A 16,320-nucleotide genomic window follows, 5' to 3' on the forward strand; every position below is an offset into this window, starting at 1 on the left:
AGCGCATCCCTGCTTTGATAGATTTCTGGTTAAGTGTTGGCACAGGCTCAGCCGCCGATGCGGTTGCCATAGCCGATGATGATGGTGGCGAGCACGAGCAGGCCGACGCCCGAGAACACCATGGCGCGAACGCGCGGTGCCGCATCCTTCCATTCGCGGAAGATGAAGCCCCAGATCGTGCCAAAAATGATGATCGACGCCATGTGGAGGGTCCAGGATGAGAAGCCGTAAGCCCCCATCTGGCTCTCGCCCATGGTGTAGAAGAAGAACTGGAAATACCACAAAGTGCCGGCAATCGCGCACAGCAGGAAATTGGCAAACAGGGGAGGACGAGCTGTTTCAGCGCCAGGCGCGGCGCGCCCCAGCCATTGCCCGGCCGAGCGATTGCGCACGATCAGATAGCCGCACCATACCGCGTTGGTCAGCAATCCGCCGAACATCACGAAGCAGAGCGTGGGCAGGCCGGTCCACAGCGGGCCGGTGCCGGCGGCGGCGGAAAGCGCCTTGATCCGTTCTCCGGCCGCGAGACCAAAAGCGAAGCAGGATGACATGATGCCGGAGAACAACGCGACGGCGATCCCCTTGCGGAAATCGAACTCGGCGACGACCGCGTTCTTCTGCGCGGTGGTTAGCGCGGCGTCCTTGCGCGCGCCGGCGAGCGCGACGACGATGATACCGGCAAGCGTCACGATGAGCCCGAGCAGGATCGTCCGCCCCGACTGGGTCGCCAGCAGTTTCGCGTGGAAATCACCGTTGAAGATCGGTGGGATCAGCGTGCCGAATACGGTGCAGAGTCCCAGCACCACCGCCATGCCGAGCGAAAGCCCGAGATAGCGCATCGTGAGGCCATAGGTCAGTCCGCCCAAACCCCAGAGCATCCCGAACAGGATGCAATACCCCGCGACCGATCCCGGCACCCGCGCGACGACGCCCAACAGATCGTTGGTCTGAACAGCCGCGAAGAACCACGGCGCGATCAACCAGGAGAAGATGCCGCCGGTTAGCCAGAAAATCTCCCAGCTCCAGCGCTTCACGCCCCGATATGGCACGTAGAAGCTCGCGGAGGACAGCCCGCCGAGCCAGTGGAACAGCACGCCGATCAGCGGATTGGGGGGCATCGTCGTCTCCTTGAAGGGGGGCGGCTCTGGCGGCCGATTGGGGTCATGCGGGGCGGAATAACGTTTCGAGCGGAACCGAGACCGGCGACCCGTCCGGCTCGGTTTGCATCCAGGGAGCCATCCATGCGCACCACCGCTCAAGCAGGGGTGACTCGAGCATTATGCGAAAGGCGATCTTTTCCATCACAGATCGAGCCCGAGCCGATACACGCGATTGGCGTTGCGGCCGAACAGCGCGCGGCGTTCGTCGTCCGAGAAACCCGCGGTGATCGCGTGATAGGCTTCCAAGTGCCGATCAAACGGAGCGAACAATTTGTCGGTTGGGAAATCGCTGGCAAACAGGCAGCGCTCCACGCCGAACACGTCGATTGCTTCGAGCAGATACGGCCGGATGCTTTCGGTCGTCCAAGCGCGGTCGATGAAGCCGACGCCGGACAGCTTGATGTTGACGTGCGGCGATTCAGCGAGCGCGCGGATGCCGTAGCGCCAGCGCGTGAGCCCTTCGCGATCGGCCGGGATCGGCATGCCGACATGGTTGATGATGACCGGCACGTCGGGGTGGCGCTGCACCAGCGGCGCTAGCGCCGCCATCTGCCCGGCATAGCATTGCAGGTCGAACGACAAACCATAACGGCCGAGCAGTCCGAAGCCGCGCCACCAATCGTCATTCTGAGTCAGGTCCATCCGGCTGTAGGTGCGGACTGGGTTGACATGCCAGTTGACGATTTGGCGGATCCCTCGGACGCGGGGGTGCGCAGCCTGCGCCTCGAGCAAAGGCTCAACTGCGGGATCGTCAAGCGGGGCGAACGCGACGATGCCGTTGGGCATTCCGCCGTGGTCAGCAATCCGTTCCAGCCACCTCGTCTCGTCCAGTGCTTGCGCCGGATCGGCACCGGCGTCGATATGAACGAGGCCAACGACGTTCCAACGGGCCGCATCGGCGAGGTAATCCCCGAGCAAATAATCGTGCGCGATGGGCTTGGTCACCCCGGCCGGCCCCTCGACGAAAGGAGGCATCAGCCATGGGTAGCGGATATGCCCAAGATCCCACAAATGGACGTGTGCGTCGACGAAGGGAATCGGGGTTGGCGGGGCGGCGTCCATGCAGGCGGTCTCTCCGGGGCGCGACGTGCCTCCTCGTGCGGGAGGCTTGGCGTCGGAAGGTTCAGAAGGTTGTGCGGCCACCCGAGGTGTCGAAGGTCGAAGCGGTGGTGAAGCTGCATTCCTCCGACGCCATGAAGCAGATCATCGCGGCGGATTCGTCGATCTCGCCCAGGCGCCCCATCGGAATTTTGGAGCGCATGTAATCGACCTGGCTTTGCGGGAGCTGCTCGAGGATCGGGCTCTCGAACGTCGCGGGCGTAATTGCATTAGCGATGACGCCTTTGCCTGCGAGTTCTTTGCCAAGGCTCTTGGTGAAACCGATCACCGCTGCCTTCGATGTCGAATAAGCGGATGCGTTAGGATTGCCCTCCTTGCCCGCAACCGAGGACACGTTGACGATCCGGCCATAGCCGTTGGCCAGCAGATGCGGGACGATCGCGCGATTGCAGTAGAACAACCCGTTGACGTTGATGTCGATGACACGCAGCCAACTGTCGATCGGGAAATCCTGCACCGGTACCGTCGCGCCGGTGATGCCCGCTGAACAGACGAGGATATCAACCTTGCCCAGCGCGGCCAGGCTGTCGTTTGCCGCCTGGGCCACGGCCGCCGAATCGGCGACGTCGAGCGCGACGACGAAAGCGGCGCCGGTCTCCGTCCGTGCGGCGTCCAGCGCGTCGGCGTTCAAATCCCACAGCGCGACCGTGCCGCCCTCGGAGACAATGCGCGCCGCGACGGCCTTGCCGAGCCCCGACGCGCCGCCGGTGACGATTGCGCTGCGACCGGCGTAACGGCCTGCGTATAGGCTCACGCCGCCGAATCCAGCGTAAAGGCGATCACGGTCTGGCGCTGCTCGCCGAGCTTCTCAATGCCGAGATGCATTGTGTCGCCGGCCTTCAGGAATATCGCTGTTGGCTTCTGTCCTTCGCCGACGCCTGGGGGCGTGCCGGTGATGAGCAAATCACCCGGATGGAGCGTGATGAAGCGGCTGACATAAGCGATGCACTCGGCGACAGGGAAGATCATCGTCCGCGTGTTGCCGGTCTGGCGACGCGTGCCGTTGACGTCGAGGAACATGTCGAGCGCCTGGACATCGCCGACCTCGTCGGGCGTGACCAGCCACGGGCCAGTCGGGCCGAACGTATCGCAACCCTTGCCCTTGTCCCACTGGCTGCCGAGTTCCTTCTGGAAGGCGCGCTCGGACACGTCGTTAACAAGCACGTAGCCCGCGACATGGTTGAGCGCATCGGCCTGCTCGACATAGCGGCAGGTCTTGCCAATGACGACGCCGAGTTCGACTTCCCAATCGGTCTTCAACGCACCCTTCGGGATCATCACGTCGTCATCGGGGCCAACCAGGCAGGAGATCGCCTTGGTGAAGAAGATCGGCTCCGGCGGCACGGGCAGTCCGGATTCGGCGGCGTGATCGGCATAATTGAGGCCGACCGCGATGAACTTTCCGATCCCGGCGACCGGTACGCCATAGCGGGGGGAGCCTTCGACCAATGGCAGCGTCGTCGGATCAAGGCCCTTCAGCTTGTCGATTGCGGAAAGCGTCACCTCGGCTGGCGTGAGATCGCTGATCACGCCCGACAGGTCGCGGATTCGCCCATCGGCGTCGATCAGGCCGGGCTTCTCGGCCCCGACGGGGCCATAGCGGCAGAGCTTCATCTGGATATCCTCAGTGCGTGTAGGGGCGGTGCATCGGCACCGCGGGATTGAGCTCAACGCCGAACCCTGGCCTGTCGAGCGCGGACGCTTTGATCCGACCATTGACGGGCACCGGCTCGCCCAGCAGTTGCGGCGCGAACATCGGCACCACCTCCGTCGGTCCGGGGTGCATCATCAGGAATTCGGCGAACGGCGAATTGTGGCGCGTGACGACGAAGTGATAGGAATAAACCGATGATCCATGCGGGACGACCATCTTGCCATGCGCATCGGCGAGTGCCGAGATCTTGAGCAATTCGGTGACGCCACCACACCAGCCGACATCGGGCTGGATGATGTCGCAACAGTCCATCTCGAGCAGCATCCGGAAGCCCCAGCGCGTCGCCTCATGTTCGCCGGTCGTGACCAGCATGCCTTTGGGAACGTTGCGCTTCAATTCGGCATAGCCCCAATAATCGTCGGGACTGAGTGCTTCCTCGATCCATTTCAGGCCATGCTCTTGCGCGGCGAGCGCAAGCCGCGTCGCATACTCGACATCGAGCGCCATCCAGCAATCGAGCATCAGCCAGAAATCGGGGCCGACCTTCTCGCGCATGTCGGCGAGCGTCGCGATATTCGCGTGCAGTCCTTCCAGCCCTTCGGCCGGGCCGTGGTGCAACGCCATCTTGCCGCCGATGAAGCCAAGCTCCTTGGCGATGTCGGGCCGCGCGCCAGTCGCGTAGAATTGTAGTTCATCGCGCACCGCACCACCGAGCAAATGATAGACCGGCTCCTGGCGCAATTTCCCCAGCAAATCCCACAGCGCCAGATCGACGCCGGAGATCGCGTTGATCACCAGCCCCTTGCGGCCATAATATTGGGTCGAGAAATACATCTGGTCCCAGATCTTCTCGTAATCGGTCGGGCTCGCGCCTTCGAGGAAGCGGGCGAGGTGTTTCTCGACGATGTACGCCGCCGGTTCGCCACCGGTCGTAACGGCAAAACCGATCGTGCCATCGTCGGCCTCGAGTTCGACCACCAGCGTGCCGAGTACATTGATGCCGAAGCTCTGGCGTGATTGGCGGTACTCGGGATAGCGACTCATCGGCGTCGCGATGTGATCGTCGATCCAGTGGCCTGTACCCTGATCGTGATAATCAGCGCCGCCGCCACGGACGACGAATGCGCGTACATGCTTGATCTTAGGTAGCGCCATCGCGCGTCCTGCCCCTATCTTGGTGTCTTCCACAGCTTTGAATTGGCTGTGCAGTGTTGCCATATTGTGAGAGCATGTCTTAAGGAGTGGAAATGAAGTCGTCAACAGAGACACGCCCGGCAACCCCGGCGGAACCGTCGATCGGGGCCGGCAGCCAGACGTTGATGCGCGGTCTCGACGTGATCGAAGCGATTGCGCACGAGCCACTGGCGCTCAGCGATTTGGCCGAACGGCTCGATTTGACCAAGAGCACCACGCACCGACTGGCCAGCGCGCTGGTCGATCGCGGATTCCTGGCCTTCACCCCACGCGCAGGCTATCGGCTTGGTCCGAAGTTGCTCGAACTCGGCTTTCTGGCGCAGGCGCAAGCCGATGTAATCCAGGTTGCGCGACTGCATCTCGAAGCACTTGCAGGCACGACCGAAGACACGGTGCATCTCGGTATCCTCGATGGCGATCGTGCGCTGTATCTCGACAAGATGCCCGGACGGCGCCGAATCAACATTTCGAGCCGCGTCGGCGATCGTCAGCCGCTGACGTCCACGGGCCTCGGCAAGGCGCTGATGCTCGATCATCCGGAGGATTATTGGGCGGAGCGGTTGGCTGCCGATATGGCGGACGGCGGGCATCCGGTCGATGCGACGCTGTGGACCGAACGGATGAGGGCCTATGCCGCCGCCGGACGCGCCTTCGATCTCGAGGAAAACGAGGACCAGATCCGCTGCGTCGCGGCACCGATCCGTGATGCGCGCGGCGCAATCGTCGCCGCGATCAGCGTGTCGAGTGCCGCGCAATATATGAGCGACGAGCGGATGGACGCACTCTCGATCGAAGTCGGCGATACCGCGCGGGCGATCAGCCACGACCTCGGCTGGGTGCCGAAGACCTGACGCATTTACTGTAACCGACGACGAGAAGAGGACCGGCGATGCTACTTGAAGGAAAGACGGTGCTGATTACCGGTGCCTCGGCCGGGATCGGGCGTGCTGCTGCCGTCGGTGCGGCGCGTGAAGGTGCGGACGTCGCGATCAACTTCAATTCGGACGATGCCGGTGCCGCCGCGTGCATCGCGGAGATCGAGGCGCTCGGGCGCAAGGGCGTGGCGATCAAGGGCGACGTCGCCGAAGCCGAGACGGCCAAAGCCTTTGTCGCGCAAGCAACCGAAGCGCTTGGCCGGGTCGACGTGTTCGTCAACAATGCCGGCATCTGCCCATTCCATGCCTTTCTCGACATGCCGGCCGAGACCTTCGAGCGCACGATGCGAGTCAATCTCCACGGTGCCTATTACATGGTGCAGGCCGCCGCCAACCAGATGGTGGCGCAAGGCGATGGCGGCGCGATCGTCGCGGTTTCGTCGATTTCGGCGCTGGTGGGCGGCGAGTTCCAGACGCATTACACGCCAACCAAGGCCGGTGTGCATTCGCTGATGCAGTCCGCTGCAATCGCGCTCGGCCGTCATGGTATTCGCTGCAATTCGGTGCTGCCCGGTACGATCCTGACCGACATCAACAAGGAGGATCTCGCTGACGCCGACAAGCGCGCGTATATGGAAAACCGCATTCCGCTCGGTCGGCTTGGCCGGCCCGACGATGTCGCCGGGCCAATCGTGTTCCTCGCGTCGGACATGGCCAGATACGTCACAGGTGCTGCGCTGCTGGTCGATGGCGGCATGTTCGTGAACCTCCAGTGAGGGCCGCGTCCGCGCTCGACTATCGCGAGCTCGCGCGGCGTCGACTGCCCCATTTCCTGTTCGAATATATCGACGGCGGTTCCTATGCCGAGGTCACGTTGCGGCGGAACATTGCCGATCTGGAGGATATCGCGCTGCGCCAGCGCGTGCTGACCGATGTCTCGCGACTCGATCTGTCGACCGAGCTGTTCGGGCAGAAGATGCGCCTGCCGGTCGCGCTCGCGCCGATCGGGCTGGCGGGGCTCAACGCGCGCCGCGGCGAAGTGCAGGCCGCGCGCGCCGCCGAAAAGGCCGGGATTCCGTTCTGCCTTTCAACCGTCTCGGCCTGTCCGCTTGACGAGGTTGCGCGCGGGACCGACGCGCCCTTCTGGTTCCAGCTCTACATGATCCGCGACCGCGGTTTCATGAAAGACTTGCTTGCCCAAGCGAAGGCTGCGCGCTGCTCTGCTTTGGTCTTTACGGTCGACATGCCTGTTCCGGGATCGCGGTATCGTGACTATCGTTCCGGCCTCGCAGGTGCCGCAGGCCCGGTCGGGTCGCTGCGCCGTACGTGGCAAGCAATGACCAAGCCCGGGTGGGCGTGGGACGTCGGCGTGCGCGGTCGGCCGCATCAACTCGGCAATGTCGCGCCGGTGCTTGGCAAGAATACCGGGCTCGAAGATTTCTTTGCGTGGATGCGTAACAATTTCGATCCGAGCGTCAGCTGGAGCGACCTCGATTTCATTCGTGCCGAGTGGGATGGGCCGCTGATCATCAAAGGCATCCTCGATGCCGACGATGCCCGCAGCGCGGCGTTGCTCGGTGCCGATGGAATCGTCGTGTCGAACCATGGCGGCCGCCAACTCGATGGCGTTCCCTCGACTGCGCGGGCGCTGCCGCCAATCGTCGATGCGGTCGGTGACCGGCTCACGGTCCTGGTCGACGGCGGCGTACGGTCAGGCCTCGACGTGGTGCGTCTGCTGGCGCTCGGGGCGAAGGGCGTGCTGCTCGGCCGTGCCTGGGTCTACGCACTGGCGGCGGCAGGCGAAGCTGGGGTGGCCCATATGCTCGACCTGGTCGAAGCGGAAATGCGCGTCGCTATGGCGCTGACGGGGCGCGCCGATATCGCCGCGATAGACCGAAGCGCGCTGGTAGGCTTTGCGTCCTAACCATGTTATTCCCATAATATGGAACACACTTACGATAAATGGATTTTCGCTTGCAAGGCATCGGGTGACGGGGTAGAAAACATTCGCAGCACAAGAACTGCAGGAATCGTGCACAGCCAAGTCGCACGTCACCGCCAAGGGAGATGATGATGCCAAGGTCGAGTATTCGGGCCGTCTGAGGACGGCCGCGGCGCAACGCACGCCATCTACCAAAACATATAATCGTTTTCGTGCACCGGATTCGTCCGCCGACGAGTCCTGCGCGAGATCCGAGAAAAGAGGGGATCATTCATGTCGTCCAAGACCTTGTCCATTCTGCTTGCCGGCACCGCAATGGCACTGGCGGGCCCGGCCGCAGCGCAGCAGGCGAACCCAGCATCGCAGACGTCGCCTGACAGCGGGGCAGGGGCCACTGGGCCGCAGACCGATGTTACGCCATCGACGTCGGCAAGCCAGGCGCAGCCGATCGGTGCGGCCGCCACTCCGGACGCGCAGCAAGCCGAAAATACCGGCCAAGACATCATCGTAACCGGCAGCAGCATCCGCGGCGTGGCACCGACCGGCTCCGCGCTCACCAGCGTGACGCGGCAGGATATTCTGGCAACCGGTGCTACCACCACCACCGAATTGCTGCGTTCGATTCCCCAACTCGGCAGCTTCGGTGCCTCCGGGGGCAACACCGGGCAGAACTCCGCCAATTTCGTCGATCAGCCCGCCATCCACGGCGTCGGCGTCGGCAATGGCGGCGGTGGCCTGACGCTGGTGCTGGTCGATGGGCTGCGTCTGCCCGGGGCCGGCATCAACCAGACCGCGCCAGATCCGAGTGCGATCCCGCCTTCCGCAATCGAGCGTGTTGAAATCGTCACCGACGGTGCCTCGTCGATCTACGGCTCGGACGCCGTCGCAGGCGTCGTCAACTTCATCCTGCGCCGTAACTTCAACGGCGTAGAAACCAACGGCAAGCTCGGTTTTGGTGACGGTTATCGCAGCTATAACGGCAGCATCCTCGCGGGGAAGACGTGGGGCACCGGGTCGGTTCTGTTCGACTACGAATATTCGGAGAACACAGCCGTCAACGGTCGCGAGCGCGACTATTATTTTCAGCGCACGCCCTCGACGCTCTGCAGCCCCGGCAACGTCACGGTTGGCGGCGTGAACTATGCATTGTCCGGCACAAAAGCGACGCGCGGCGCAAGCAACACCTGCGATAACATCAAGGCCAACGATCTTTTCCCCGCGCAGCACCGACATCAGGGGTTGATCTCGATCCGTCAGGAACTCGGCAGTTCCCTGACGCTGCGCGCGCGGACGCTGTATTCGAAGCGCGAGGTAACGTCGCTGCCCGCTATTTCGGGTAATAACGATCCAAGCGGTGGCCTGAGCGTCAATGTCTCATCCGGCCCGTTCTACAATTATGTCGTCGGCCTCGGCGTGCCGGCCGGCACGCACAGCGTAACCTATGACGGCACGGGCGATTTCGGTGCGACGGTGACCAACCATATCAAGACCGAGACATGGTCGTCGAACATCGGGCTCGATGCCAATCTGTTCGGCGATTTCAAAGGTTCGATCGATCTCAATTACGGGCGCGAGCGGGACAACATCACACAAGGGGGGCTCAATCAGGCGTTGCTGACGTCCCTCGTCGCGGCGGGCCGCTTCAATCCGTACGGCGTCGGTGCTGCCAACGATCCGACGCTCGTTGCGCAGGTCGGCGATTATCACACGCATTATTACGGTCAGCAGACGGTGAAGGAGGCGCTCGCCAAAATCGACGGGTCGATCCTGCAACTGCCGGGAGGCGCGCTCCGGGCCGCAGTCGGTACCGACGTTCGCGAGGAACGCTTTTTCTCGACGGTAGACGTCGGCCCCAACGGCACGCCGGTGCAGACGTCGGCGCTGGGCGACCGCAAGAGCTACTCCTTCTACGGCGAACTGTTCGTGCCGATCTTCGGCGACGCCAATGCGATCGGCGGCATCCAGAAGCTCGATCTGTCGCTCTCGGCGCGCTATGATCATTATAACGATGTCGGCGGCACGACGAACCCGAAGATCGGTATCAACTATACGCCGGTTCGCGGGCTCGTGTTCCACGGAAGCTTTGGCAAGTCGTTCCACGCGCCGAGCCTGGCCGATGCCGGAACAGCTATCGACACGCGCGTGATCCGCTTCGCCGATTTTACCGGGGCGGGCTCGAGCGCCTATTCGATCATCCTCGCCGGTGGCAACAAGCTGGAGCCGGAAAAGGCGACGACTTGGTCGCTCGGTGCCGAGTTCAAGCCGCTCGCGCTGCCGGGCTTCAAGGCGACGGCGAGCTATTTCAACATCGATTACAAGAACGTCATCACGTTCCCCGGCTTCAACGTCGTGACCGAACCGAACAATCCGATCTACAATCGCTATCGTACCTATGCGCCGACTGCGGCGCAGGTGCTGGCGGCGACAGCCGGGTTGCGGCACGACGGGCTGTCCTATCCCGACGTCGGCCCGTTGCCGACCGCGATCTACGATTTGCGCCGTCAGAATTTCGCCGAGCAGAAGATCGGCGGCATCGACTTCGACGTGTCCTATGCCTTCACCGCGCCTTATGGTTCGCTCAACGTCGGCGCGGGCGGAACGTGGCTGTTGCAGTTCGACCAGAAGATCAACGGCGATACCGTCGTCACCGATCGACTGCGCACCAATTATGCGGTCAATCTGAAAATGCGCGGCCATCTCGGCTGGGCACAAGGGCCGCTCGATGCGACAGTCTTCGTTAATTACACCAATGGCTATGTCAACACGATCGACAAGAGCAAGGTCGATGCACAGGCGACGATCGACTTGCACACCGGCTGGAAGCTCCCATTCAGTGGCCTTGCCAGCGGCACGCAGGTGACCGTCGATGTGACCAACCTGTTCGACAAGAACCCTCCCTATTTCTACGACGCCGGCAACGGTGCCTATGGGTTCGATCCGACGGTTGCATCGCCGCTTGGGCGCATCGTCACGGTCGGTTTGCGCAAGACGTTCTGAGTTCCTCCCACCGGACGGGGCGGCAATTGGGTTGCCGCCCCGCGCTTTTGCTGACGACTGGAGCCGCAATGAAGACCGCGCTTGCCACCATCATGATTGCTTTGCTGGCGGTGCCGGCCTGGGCCCAGTCGCGCGACGACGCCGATGCCCGCGCCGCGGCGACCGAAAAGCGCATGACCGATGCCGAGCGTTTCCAGCTGCTGCATGGGATCATGCCGCTCAACCTTCCCGGGCTCCCCCCGGTCCCGCCGGGCCTGAAGGCGACGGCGGGCTATATCGCCGGGATTCCGCGCCTTGGCATTCCCGACCTTTATGAAACCGACGCGAGCCTCGGCGTCGTCAATCCGTTGCAACTCCGCAAGGGCGACGTCTCGACGGCCTTACCCTCGAGCCAGTTGCTTGCCGCAACGTTCGATCGGAAGCTCGCTTTTCGCAGCGGCGCGATCGCCGGCAACGAAGCACGCTCCAAGGGTTTCAACGTGCTGCTCGCCGGCGGCATCAACCTCGCGCGGGATCCGCGCGGCGGCCGAAATTTCGAATATATGGGCGAGGATCCCTTGCTCGCTGGCGTACTCGCGGGCGAGGCCATCCGCGGCGTGCAAAGCGAACATGTCGTCTCCACGATCAAGCATTTTGCGCTGAACGATCAGGAAACGCTGCGCAATTCGATCGATGCACGTATCGCCGAAGGGCCGTTCCGTGAAAGCGACTTGCTCGCTTTTCAAATCGCGATCGAACGCGGCCAGCCGGGCTCCGTCATGTGTAGCTACAATCAGGTCAACGGTGCCTATGCCTGCGGCAACGATTTCCTGCTCAACCGTGTGCTGAAGAAGGACTGGGATTATCGCGGTTGGGTGATGTCGGATTGGTCCGCGGTGCACGACGTGTCGTATTTCTCCGCCGGGCTCGACCAGCAATCGGGGGCGCAACTCGACAACCAAATCTGGTTCGACGTGCCGCTCAAGGGCGAAGTGGCAGCGGGCCGTGTCACCATGCAACAGATCTCGACCGCGGTGCGGCGGATCCTGCGCTCGCTGTACGCGGTCGGGGCCGATGCCCCCTTGCGCGAGACGCCGATCGATTTCGCCGCGCATGCGAAGGAGGTGCGCGAGGTCGCCGCGAACGGAATCGTGCTGCTCAAGAACGAGGGCAGTCTGTTGCCGTTGCTCGCCTCGGCAAAGTCGATCGCCGTGATCGGCGGCCATGCCGATATCGGCGTGATGTCGGGTGCCGGATCAAGCCAGGTCACACCTGCCGGGCCAGTCGCGCTGATTCCGGTCGGCGGTCGCGGACTTATGGGGAATTGGGGGCGTCAGTTGATCATGCCGTCGTCGCCCCTGAAAGCACTCGTCGCCGCGCTACCGGGCACGAAAGTCGAATTTGATGGCGGCTATGTTCCCGAGGAAGCGGCGGCGTTTGCCGCACAGGCCGAGTTCGCGATCGTCTTCGCAACGCAGTGGCAGGCCGAAGGTGCCGATGGTAGCATGACGCTGCCCGAGGGGCAGGACGCGCTGATCGCTGCGGTCGCCGCCGCAAACCCGAACACCATTGTGGTGCTCGAAACGGGCAATCCCGTGAAGATGCCGTGGATCGACAAGGTCAGGGCTGTGGTCGAGGCGTGGTATCCGGGGCAGGAAGGTGGTGCGGCAATCGCCGACGTGCTGACCGGCGCGGTCAACCCGTCGGGTCACCTGCCGGTGAGTTTCCCGGTCGATCAAAGCCAGCTTGCGCATCCGATCATCCCGGGCCTCGGCCTGCCCGAGGGATCGGCAATGTCGATCGATTATACAGAGGGTGCCGACATCGGCTACAAATGGCATTTCGCCAAGGGGGCCAGGCCGCTCTTCGCCTTTGGCCACGGGTTGAGCTACACGCATTTCCGGCATGAGGGATTGCGCGTGTCGGGCGGCGAGATCCCGCGTGCAACGTTCACCGTGACCAACGACGGCACCCGCGCGGGGCGCGATGCGCCCCAGCTTTATCTAACTTCGATCAATGGCAAACCGGTTAGACGTTTGGTTGGGTTCGACACCCTGACGCTGGCCCCGGGCGAGACGCGGACAATGAGCTTCGATGTCGATCCGCGTTTGCTGGCGGGCTGGGCAGATGGCGGCTGGAGGATCGCGCCGGGTCGCTACGGGTTCGCCCTTGGATATAGCGCGACTACGCTCGAACCAACGGTGGAACGCGTGCTTTCCGGTCGGCACCTTGCTGCTGCGACTGTGCGGCAATCTTAGGGTCGGGACTCACTGATCGTAGCCAGAGCCTGAACCGGATCCCGACGCTCATATCAATGGGTCCTGCCCCTAAGCGGCGGTTCGAAAAAAGCGCGTTGTAGGAAGTGGTTGCCGCATCAAACCGTATCGTCAGCATATGGTTGTCGGGCCGGTACAAGTATCGTTGGTTGCGGGTCCCCGCAACCAACGCTATCACAACAGCCCCATCTCGAAGGAGATGGGGCTGTTGTGCGTTTGCAGCCCGGACGGTGAAACGTCCCTCCAAATCGAAGGGTAAGTCGCTCGGCTCAGTCGGTGACGCAGGGCACTCGACCGATCCAGTCCGTCCAGCCGCCGGTTTGGTGTTTCCGCTGGCCCCGCGATGCGCTAGCGAAAGAAAATGCCCGCCAAGCGAAAGATCCTGGTCGTGGGAGGTGGCACGGCCGGGTGCCTTGCCGCGGCCTATCTCGCGCGCTTCTTCGATGGGCGGATCGAGATCACGCTGCTGGAATCACCCGATATCGGGATCATCGGGGTCGGTGAAGGCGCGTTTCCGACGATTCGCGCGACGCTGCAATTCCTGGGCATAGACGAGGCGCGTTTCCTGCGGGCGACATCGGGTACCTTCAAACAGGGAATCCGCTTCGACGATTGGTTGCACGCGCCGACCGCCGACGGGCGGCGGCACCGTTACCTGCATCCGTTCGAAGCGCCGTTCCAGACCGAACGCACCAGCCTGGTGCCTTATTGGCTGCTGCAGGATGCCGCGACCCGCGCGCCCTTTGCCGAAGCCGTGACGATCCAGAATCGTGTCGCCGAAAGCGGCCGCGCGCCCAAGCGGGCCGATGAAGGCGCGTTTTCCGGGCCGCTCAACTATGCCTATCATTTCGATGCGGCAAAATTCGTCGAGATCATCGAGCAGCGCGCGGTCGAGCTGGGGGTGCGGCACCTCAAAGGGTTGCTCACCGATGTCGCGCTGGCCGAGGATGGCAGCATCGCCCATGTCGCCACGCGCGAGCATGGCGCGCTGCAGGCCGATCTCTATATCGACTGTTCGGGCTTTCGCGCCGAGTTGATCGGCAAGGCGCTGGGCGCGCCGTTCCAGTCGGTGCAGGACCAGTTGTTCACCGACCGCGCGCTGGCCTGCAAGATCGGTTATGATCGTGCCGATGCGCCGATCGAGAGCTTCACGATCGCGACCGCACATGCGGCGGGGTGGACGTGGGACATCGCGCTGGAGGGCGCGCGCGGCATCGGGTGCGTCTATTCCTCGGCGCATATGACCGACGATCGCGCGGCGGAGGTGTTGCACCGCTATATCGGGCACGATCGCTTTACCGCGCGCACCATTCCGTTCGAATCCGGCTATCGCACACAGCAATGGATCGGGAATTGTGTCGCGGTGGGTTTGTCGGGCGGCTTTCTGGAGCCGCTCGAATCGACCGGCGTGGTGCTGGTCGAGGCAGCGGTGGCGATGATTGCCGAACTGTTCCCGCATACCGGGCCGATCGATGCGCCCGCGCGGCGTTTCAACACGCTGATGGCGGCGCGCTATGACCGGATCATCACCTTCCTGAAGCTGCATTATTGTCTCAGCCGACGCGAGGAGCCGTTCTGGCGCGACAATGCGGCACCGGATTCGATCCCCGAAGCGCTGCGCGATCTGTTGGACCAATGGCGGTACCGCCCGCCCAACCGCTTCGATTTCCTGATCGATGTCGAGAGCTTCGCCTATTTCAACTATCAGTACATCCTCTACGGCATGGATTTCCCGACCGATCTCGCGGCGGGCCGGGGCGATTTTCCGGACGGGGCGGCGGCGGAAACGATGTTCGCGCGCATTCGCCGCTTTGGCGAGCGCGCCGTTGCCGATTTGCCGACCAACCGTGCGTTGTTGCACGACATCTACGCCGGACGGACGCTCCGCTAAAGGCTCCAGTCGATCTGCAACCACGCTTTGTCCGTATCTGTCGCGAAGGTCTTTGCTCGATACCGCGCAAAGCGTGCCGACAGCGTAGAGTGTTTGCGCCGGGCCGAAGCGATCAGGTCGAGTTCGTCGCCATAATGCTGATCGAGCCGGTCGCTGGCAAAGCGATGCAACGTCGACCCCAGAGTGATGGCGTCGAGCGGACCGATGTTTTTCCAGCCATAGCCGATCGTCGCATAAGCGTCGTGCAGCCCGTTTGGGGGCGTGTTCGCGAACTTGCTGGCCCAGCCGTTGAATTTGAAGAAGGAGGCGAGCGGCGTCTGCACGCTGGTCAGCGCGACGCCTTTGTCCGCGCCCAGCACTTCATAGCCGATCGTTGCGGTGAACGTCTTTATGCCTAGCGTGGCTTCGCCCAGCCAATAGCTCGCGGTATAACGATTGGGGTTGCGATGCCAGTTGCTTTGCCGCGCCCAGCTCGCACTATAGCCAAGCGAGATGTCGCGGGTGAGCGCGGCCTTGCCGGCAAAGCGCACGCCATAGGTCTGGCTCGACAGGCGAAAGCCCTGCACGGCGCTGGCATCCTGGTCGACGAGATAGGCAAAGCCGCTGGCCGTGCCGAGGCGGGTCGCATAACCGAGCACCGCGAACAGGTTATTGCCGCCAATGTTGCGCGGTCGCGCGCCCGTCCCCCGGTTGCCGTTCACGGTCTGCACGTTCCAGCTATAGGCGATATCGGCATTCAGGCCGGTGCCCTTGCCCCATTGGAAGCGCGCGGCGTCGAAAGTCTGCTCGCTCTGCCGCCATCCGGCCGGACCGACGAAGCGCTCGTCGACAAAAGCGAGGCGTTGCCGTCCTGTCGTCAGCGCCAGGCCATCCTTGTCCGCATAGCGCAATTGCGCGCGGTTGAGCTCGATATTCTCCGGATCAGCCACCAGCGGGTAGAGCGCCTTGCCGTTCAGTCCGTCATTATAGCCGTCGGCCAGCGCCAGCACGCCCTCGCCCTCGACAAGCGCCGACCAGCCGTTCCAGCTTGCGGTGACACCAGGGCGTATGCGCAGCGTCACCGCATCGGCATCGCGGGGCAAACCATCCTGGTCGATATGCTCATAGCGCAGGCGCACATCGGCGCTGGGGGTCACCGTAACCTTCTGGGCATGGGCGACACCCCCCACCAGCAGGCCGGCCGCTATCGCAAGCGCGGTCTTCATAGCGTTCTCCGGAAAAGAAAAGCGTTGG

The 16,320-nt window shown here is 63.1% G+C and carries 12 protein-coding genes; 6 read left to right on the plus strand and 6 right to left on the minus strand.

All coding sequences use genetic code 11. The features are described 5' to 3' along the window. Window positions 1-47: 47 nt before the first annotated feature. From rhaT to rhmD, 5 genes are all read right to left on the minus strand, one after another. Complete coding sequence (rhaT, locus tag H4W01_RS00615) at window positions 48-1,118, minus strand: L-rhamnose/proton symporter RhaT (protein ID WP_209609447.1); 1,071 nt, start codon at window positions 1,116-1,118, stop codon at window positions 48-50. A gap of 183 nt (window positions 1,119-1,301) precedes the next feature. Next, window positions 1,302-2,222 (minus strand): amidohydrolase family protein, encoded by a 921-nt coding sequence (locus H4W01_RS00620; protein WP_209609449.1) that lies wholly within the window; start codon window positions 2,220-2,222, stop codon window positions 1,302-1,304. A gap of 61 nt (window positions 2,223-2,283) precedes the next feature. Further along, the gene (locus H4W01_RS00625; RefSeq protein ID WP_209609451.1) at window positions 2,284-3,033 is read right to left on the minus strand and encodes an SDR family NAD(P)-dependent oxidoreductase; all 750 of its coding nucleotides are present in this window, start codon (window positions 3,031-3,033) and stop codon (window positions 2,284-2,286) included. After that, window positions 3,030-3,893, minus strand: coding sequence for a fumarylacetoacetate hydrolase family protein (locus H4W01_RS00630; RefSeq protein WP_209609453.1), 864 nt, complete (start codon window positions 3,891-3,893; stop codon window positions 3,030-3,032). The genes H4W01_RS00625 and H4W01_RS00630 overlap by 4 nt, the downstream gene beginning before the upstream one ends. A gap of 10 nt (window positions 3,894-3,903) precedes the next feature. Continuing rightward, the gene (gene rhmD, locus H4W01_RS00635; protein WP_209609455.1) at window positions 3,904-5,088 is read right to left on the minus strand and encodes an L-rhamnonate dehydratase; all 1,185 of its coding nucleotides are present in this window, start codon (window positions 5,086-5,088) and stop codon (window positions 3,904-3,906) included. 92 nt (window positions 5,089-5,180) lie between these two features. On the opposite strand from rhmD, the gene H4W01_RS00640 reads away from it, so the two are divergent. The 6 genes from H4W01_RS00640 (at window position 5,181) to H4W01_RS00665 (ending at window position 15,087) form a co-directional block, all read left to right on the plus strand. Next, a complete protein-coding gene (locus H4W01_RS00640; RefSeq protein ID WP_209609457.1) occupies window positions 5,181-5,978 on the plus strand; it encodes an IclR family transcriptional regulator in 798 nt (265 codons plus the stop codon). A 38-nt stretch (window positions 5,979-6,016) separates the two neighbouring features. Beyond that, window positions 6,017-6,778: an SDR family NAD(P)-dependent oxidoreductase gene (locus H4W01_RS00645; protein ID WP_209609459.1), complete on the plus strand. Its 762-nt coding sequence runs from the start codon at window positions 6,017-6,019 to the stop codon at window positions 6,776-6,778. Next, the gene (gene lldD / locus H4W01_RS00650; protein WP_209609461.1) at window positions 6,775-7,926 is read left to right on the plus strand and encodes an FMN-dependent L-lactate dehydrogenase LldD; all 1,152 of its coding nucleotides are present in this window, start codon (window positions 6,775-6,777) and stop codon (window positions 7,924-7,926) included. The genes H4W01_RS00645 and lldD overlap by 4 nt, the downstream gene beginning before the upstream one ends. A 291-nt stretch (window positions 7,927-8,217) precedes the next feature. Next, window positions 8,218-10,941 carry a TonB-dependent receptor domain-containing protein gene (locus tag H4W01_RS00655; RefSeq protein WP_209609463.1) on the plus strand — a complete coding sequence of 908 codons (2,724 nt, stop codon included), beginning with the start codon at window positions 8,218-8,220 and terminating at the stop codon, window positions 10,939-10,941. A gap of 68 nt (window positions 10,942-11,009) precedes the next feature. After that, entirely contained in the window at window positions 11,010-13,178 is a 2,169-nt protein-coding gene (locus H4W01_RS00660; RefSeq protein WP_209609465.1) for a beta-glucosidase, read from the plus strand. A 379-nt stretch (window positions 13,179-13,557) separates the two neighbouring features. Beyond that, complete coding sequence (locus tag H4W01_RS00665) at window positions 13,558-15,087, plus strand: tryptophan halogenase family protein (RefSeq protein WP_209609466.1); 1,530 nt, start codon at window positions 13,558-13,560, stop codon at window positions 15,085-15,087. Here H4W01_RS00665 and H4W01_RS00670 read toward each other — a convergent pair. Further along, window positions 15,084-16,292, minus strand: a complete 1,209-nt coding sequence (locus H4W01_RS00670; protein WP_209609468.1) for an alginate export family protein — start codon at window positions 16,290-16,292, stop codon at window positions 15,084-15,086. The two genes, H4W01_RS00665 and H4W01_RS00670, sit on opposite strands and share 4 nt — an antisense overlap. Window positions 16,293-16,320 lie beyond the last annotated feature (28 nt).

The organism is Sphingomonas sp. PL20 (assembly GCF_017875905.1).
GTDB classification, from domain to species: domain Bacteria; phylum Pseudomonadota; class Alphaproteobacteria; order Sphingomonadales; family Sphingomonadaceae; genus Sphingomonas; species Sphingomonas echinoides.

What these genes read in the sequence shown, in the direction of transcription:
- rhaT (WP_209609447.1), bottom strand. Translation starts at nt 1,118, where the DNA reads ATGCCCCCCAATCCGCTGATCGGCGTGCTGTTCCACTGGCTCGGCGGG.
- H4W01_RS00620 (WP_209609449.1), bottom strand. Translation starts at nt 2,222, where the DNA reads ATGGACGCCGCCCCGCCAACCCCGATTCCCTTCGTCGACGCACACGTC.
- H4W01_RS00630 (WP_209609453.1), bottom strand. Translation starts at nt 3,893, where the DNA reads ATGAAGCTCTGCCGCTATGGCCCCGTCGGGGCCGAGAAGCCCGGCCTG.
- rhmD (WP_209609455.1), bottom strand. Translation starts at nt 5,088, where the DNA reads ATGGCGCTACCTAAGATCAAGCATGTACGCGCATTCGTCGTCCGTGGC.
- H4W01_RS00640 (WP_209609457.1), top strand. Translation starts at nt 5,181, where the DNA reads ATGAAGTCGTCAACAGAGACACGCCCGGCAACCCCGGCGGAACCGTCG.
- H4W01_RS00645 (WP_209609459.1), top strand. Translation starts at nt 6,017, where the DNA reads ATGCTACTTGAAGGAAAGACGGTGCTGATTACCGGTGCCTCGGCCGGG.
- H4W01_RS00655 (WP_209609463.1), top strand. Translation starts at nt 8,218, where the DNA reads ATGTCGTCCAAGACCTTGTCCATTCTGCTTGCCGGCACCGCAATGGCA.
- H4W01_RS00660 (WP_209609465.1), top strand. Translation starts at nt 11,010, where the DNA reads ATGAAGACCGCGCTTGCCACCATCATGATTGCTTTGCTGGCGGTGCCG.
- H4W01_RS00665 (WP_209609466.1), top strand. Translation starts at nt 13,558, where the DNA reads ATGCCCGCCAAGCGAAAGATCCTGGTCGTGGGAGGTGGCACGGCCGGG.
- H4W01_RS00670 (WP_209609468.1), bottom strand. Translation starts at nt 16,292, where the DNA reads ATGAAGACCGCGCTTGCGATAGCGGCCGGCCTGCTGGTGGGGGGTGTC.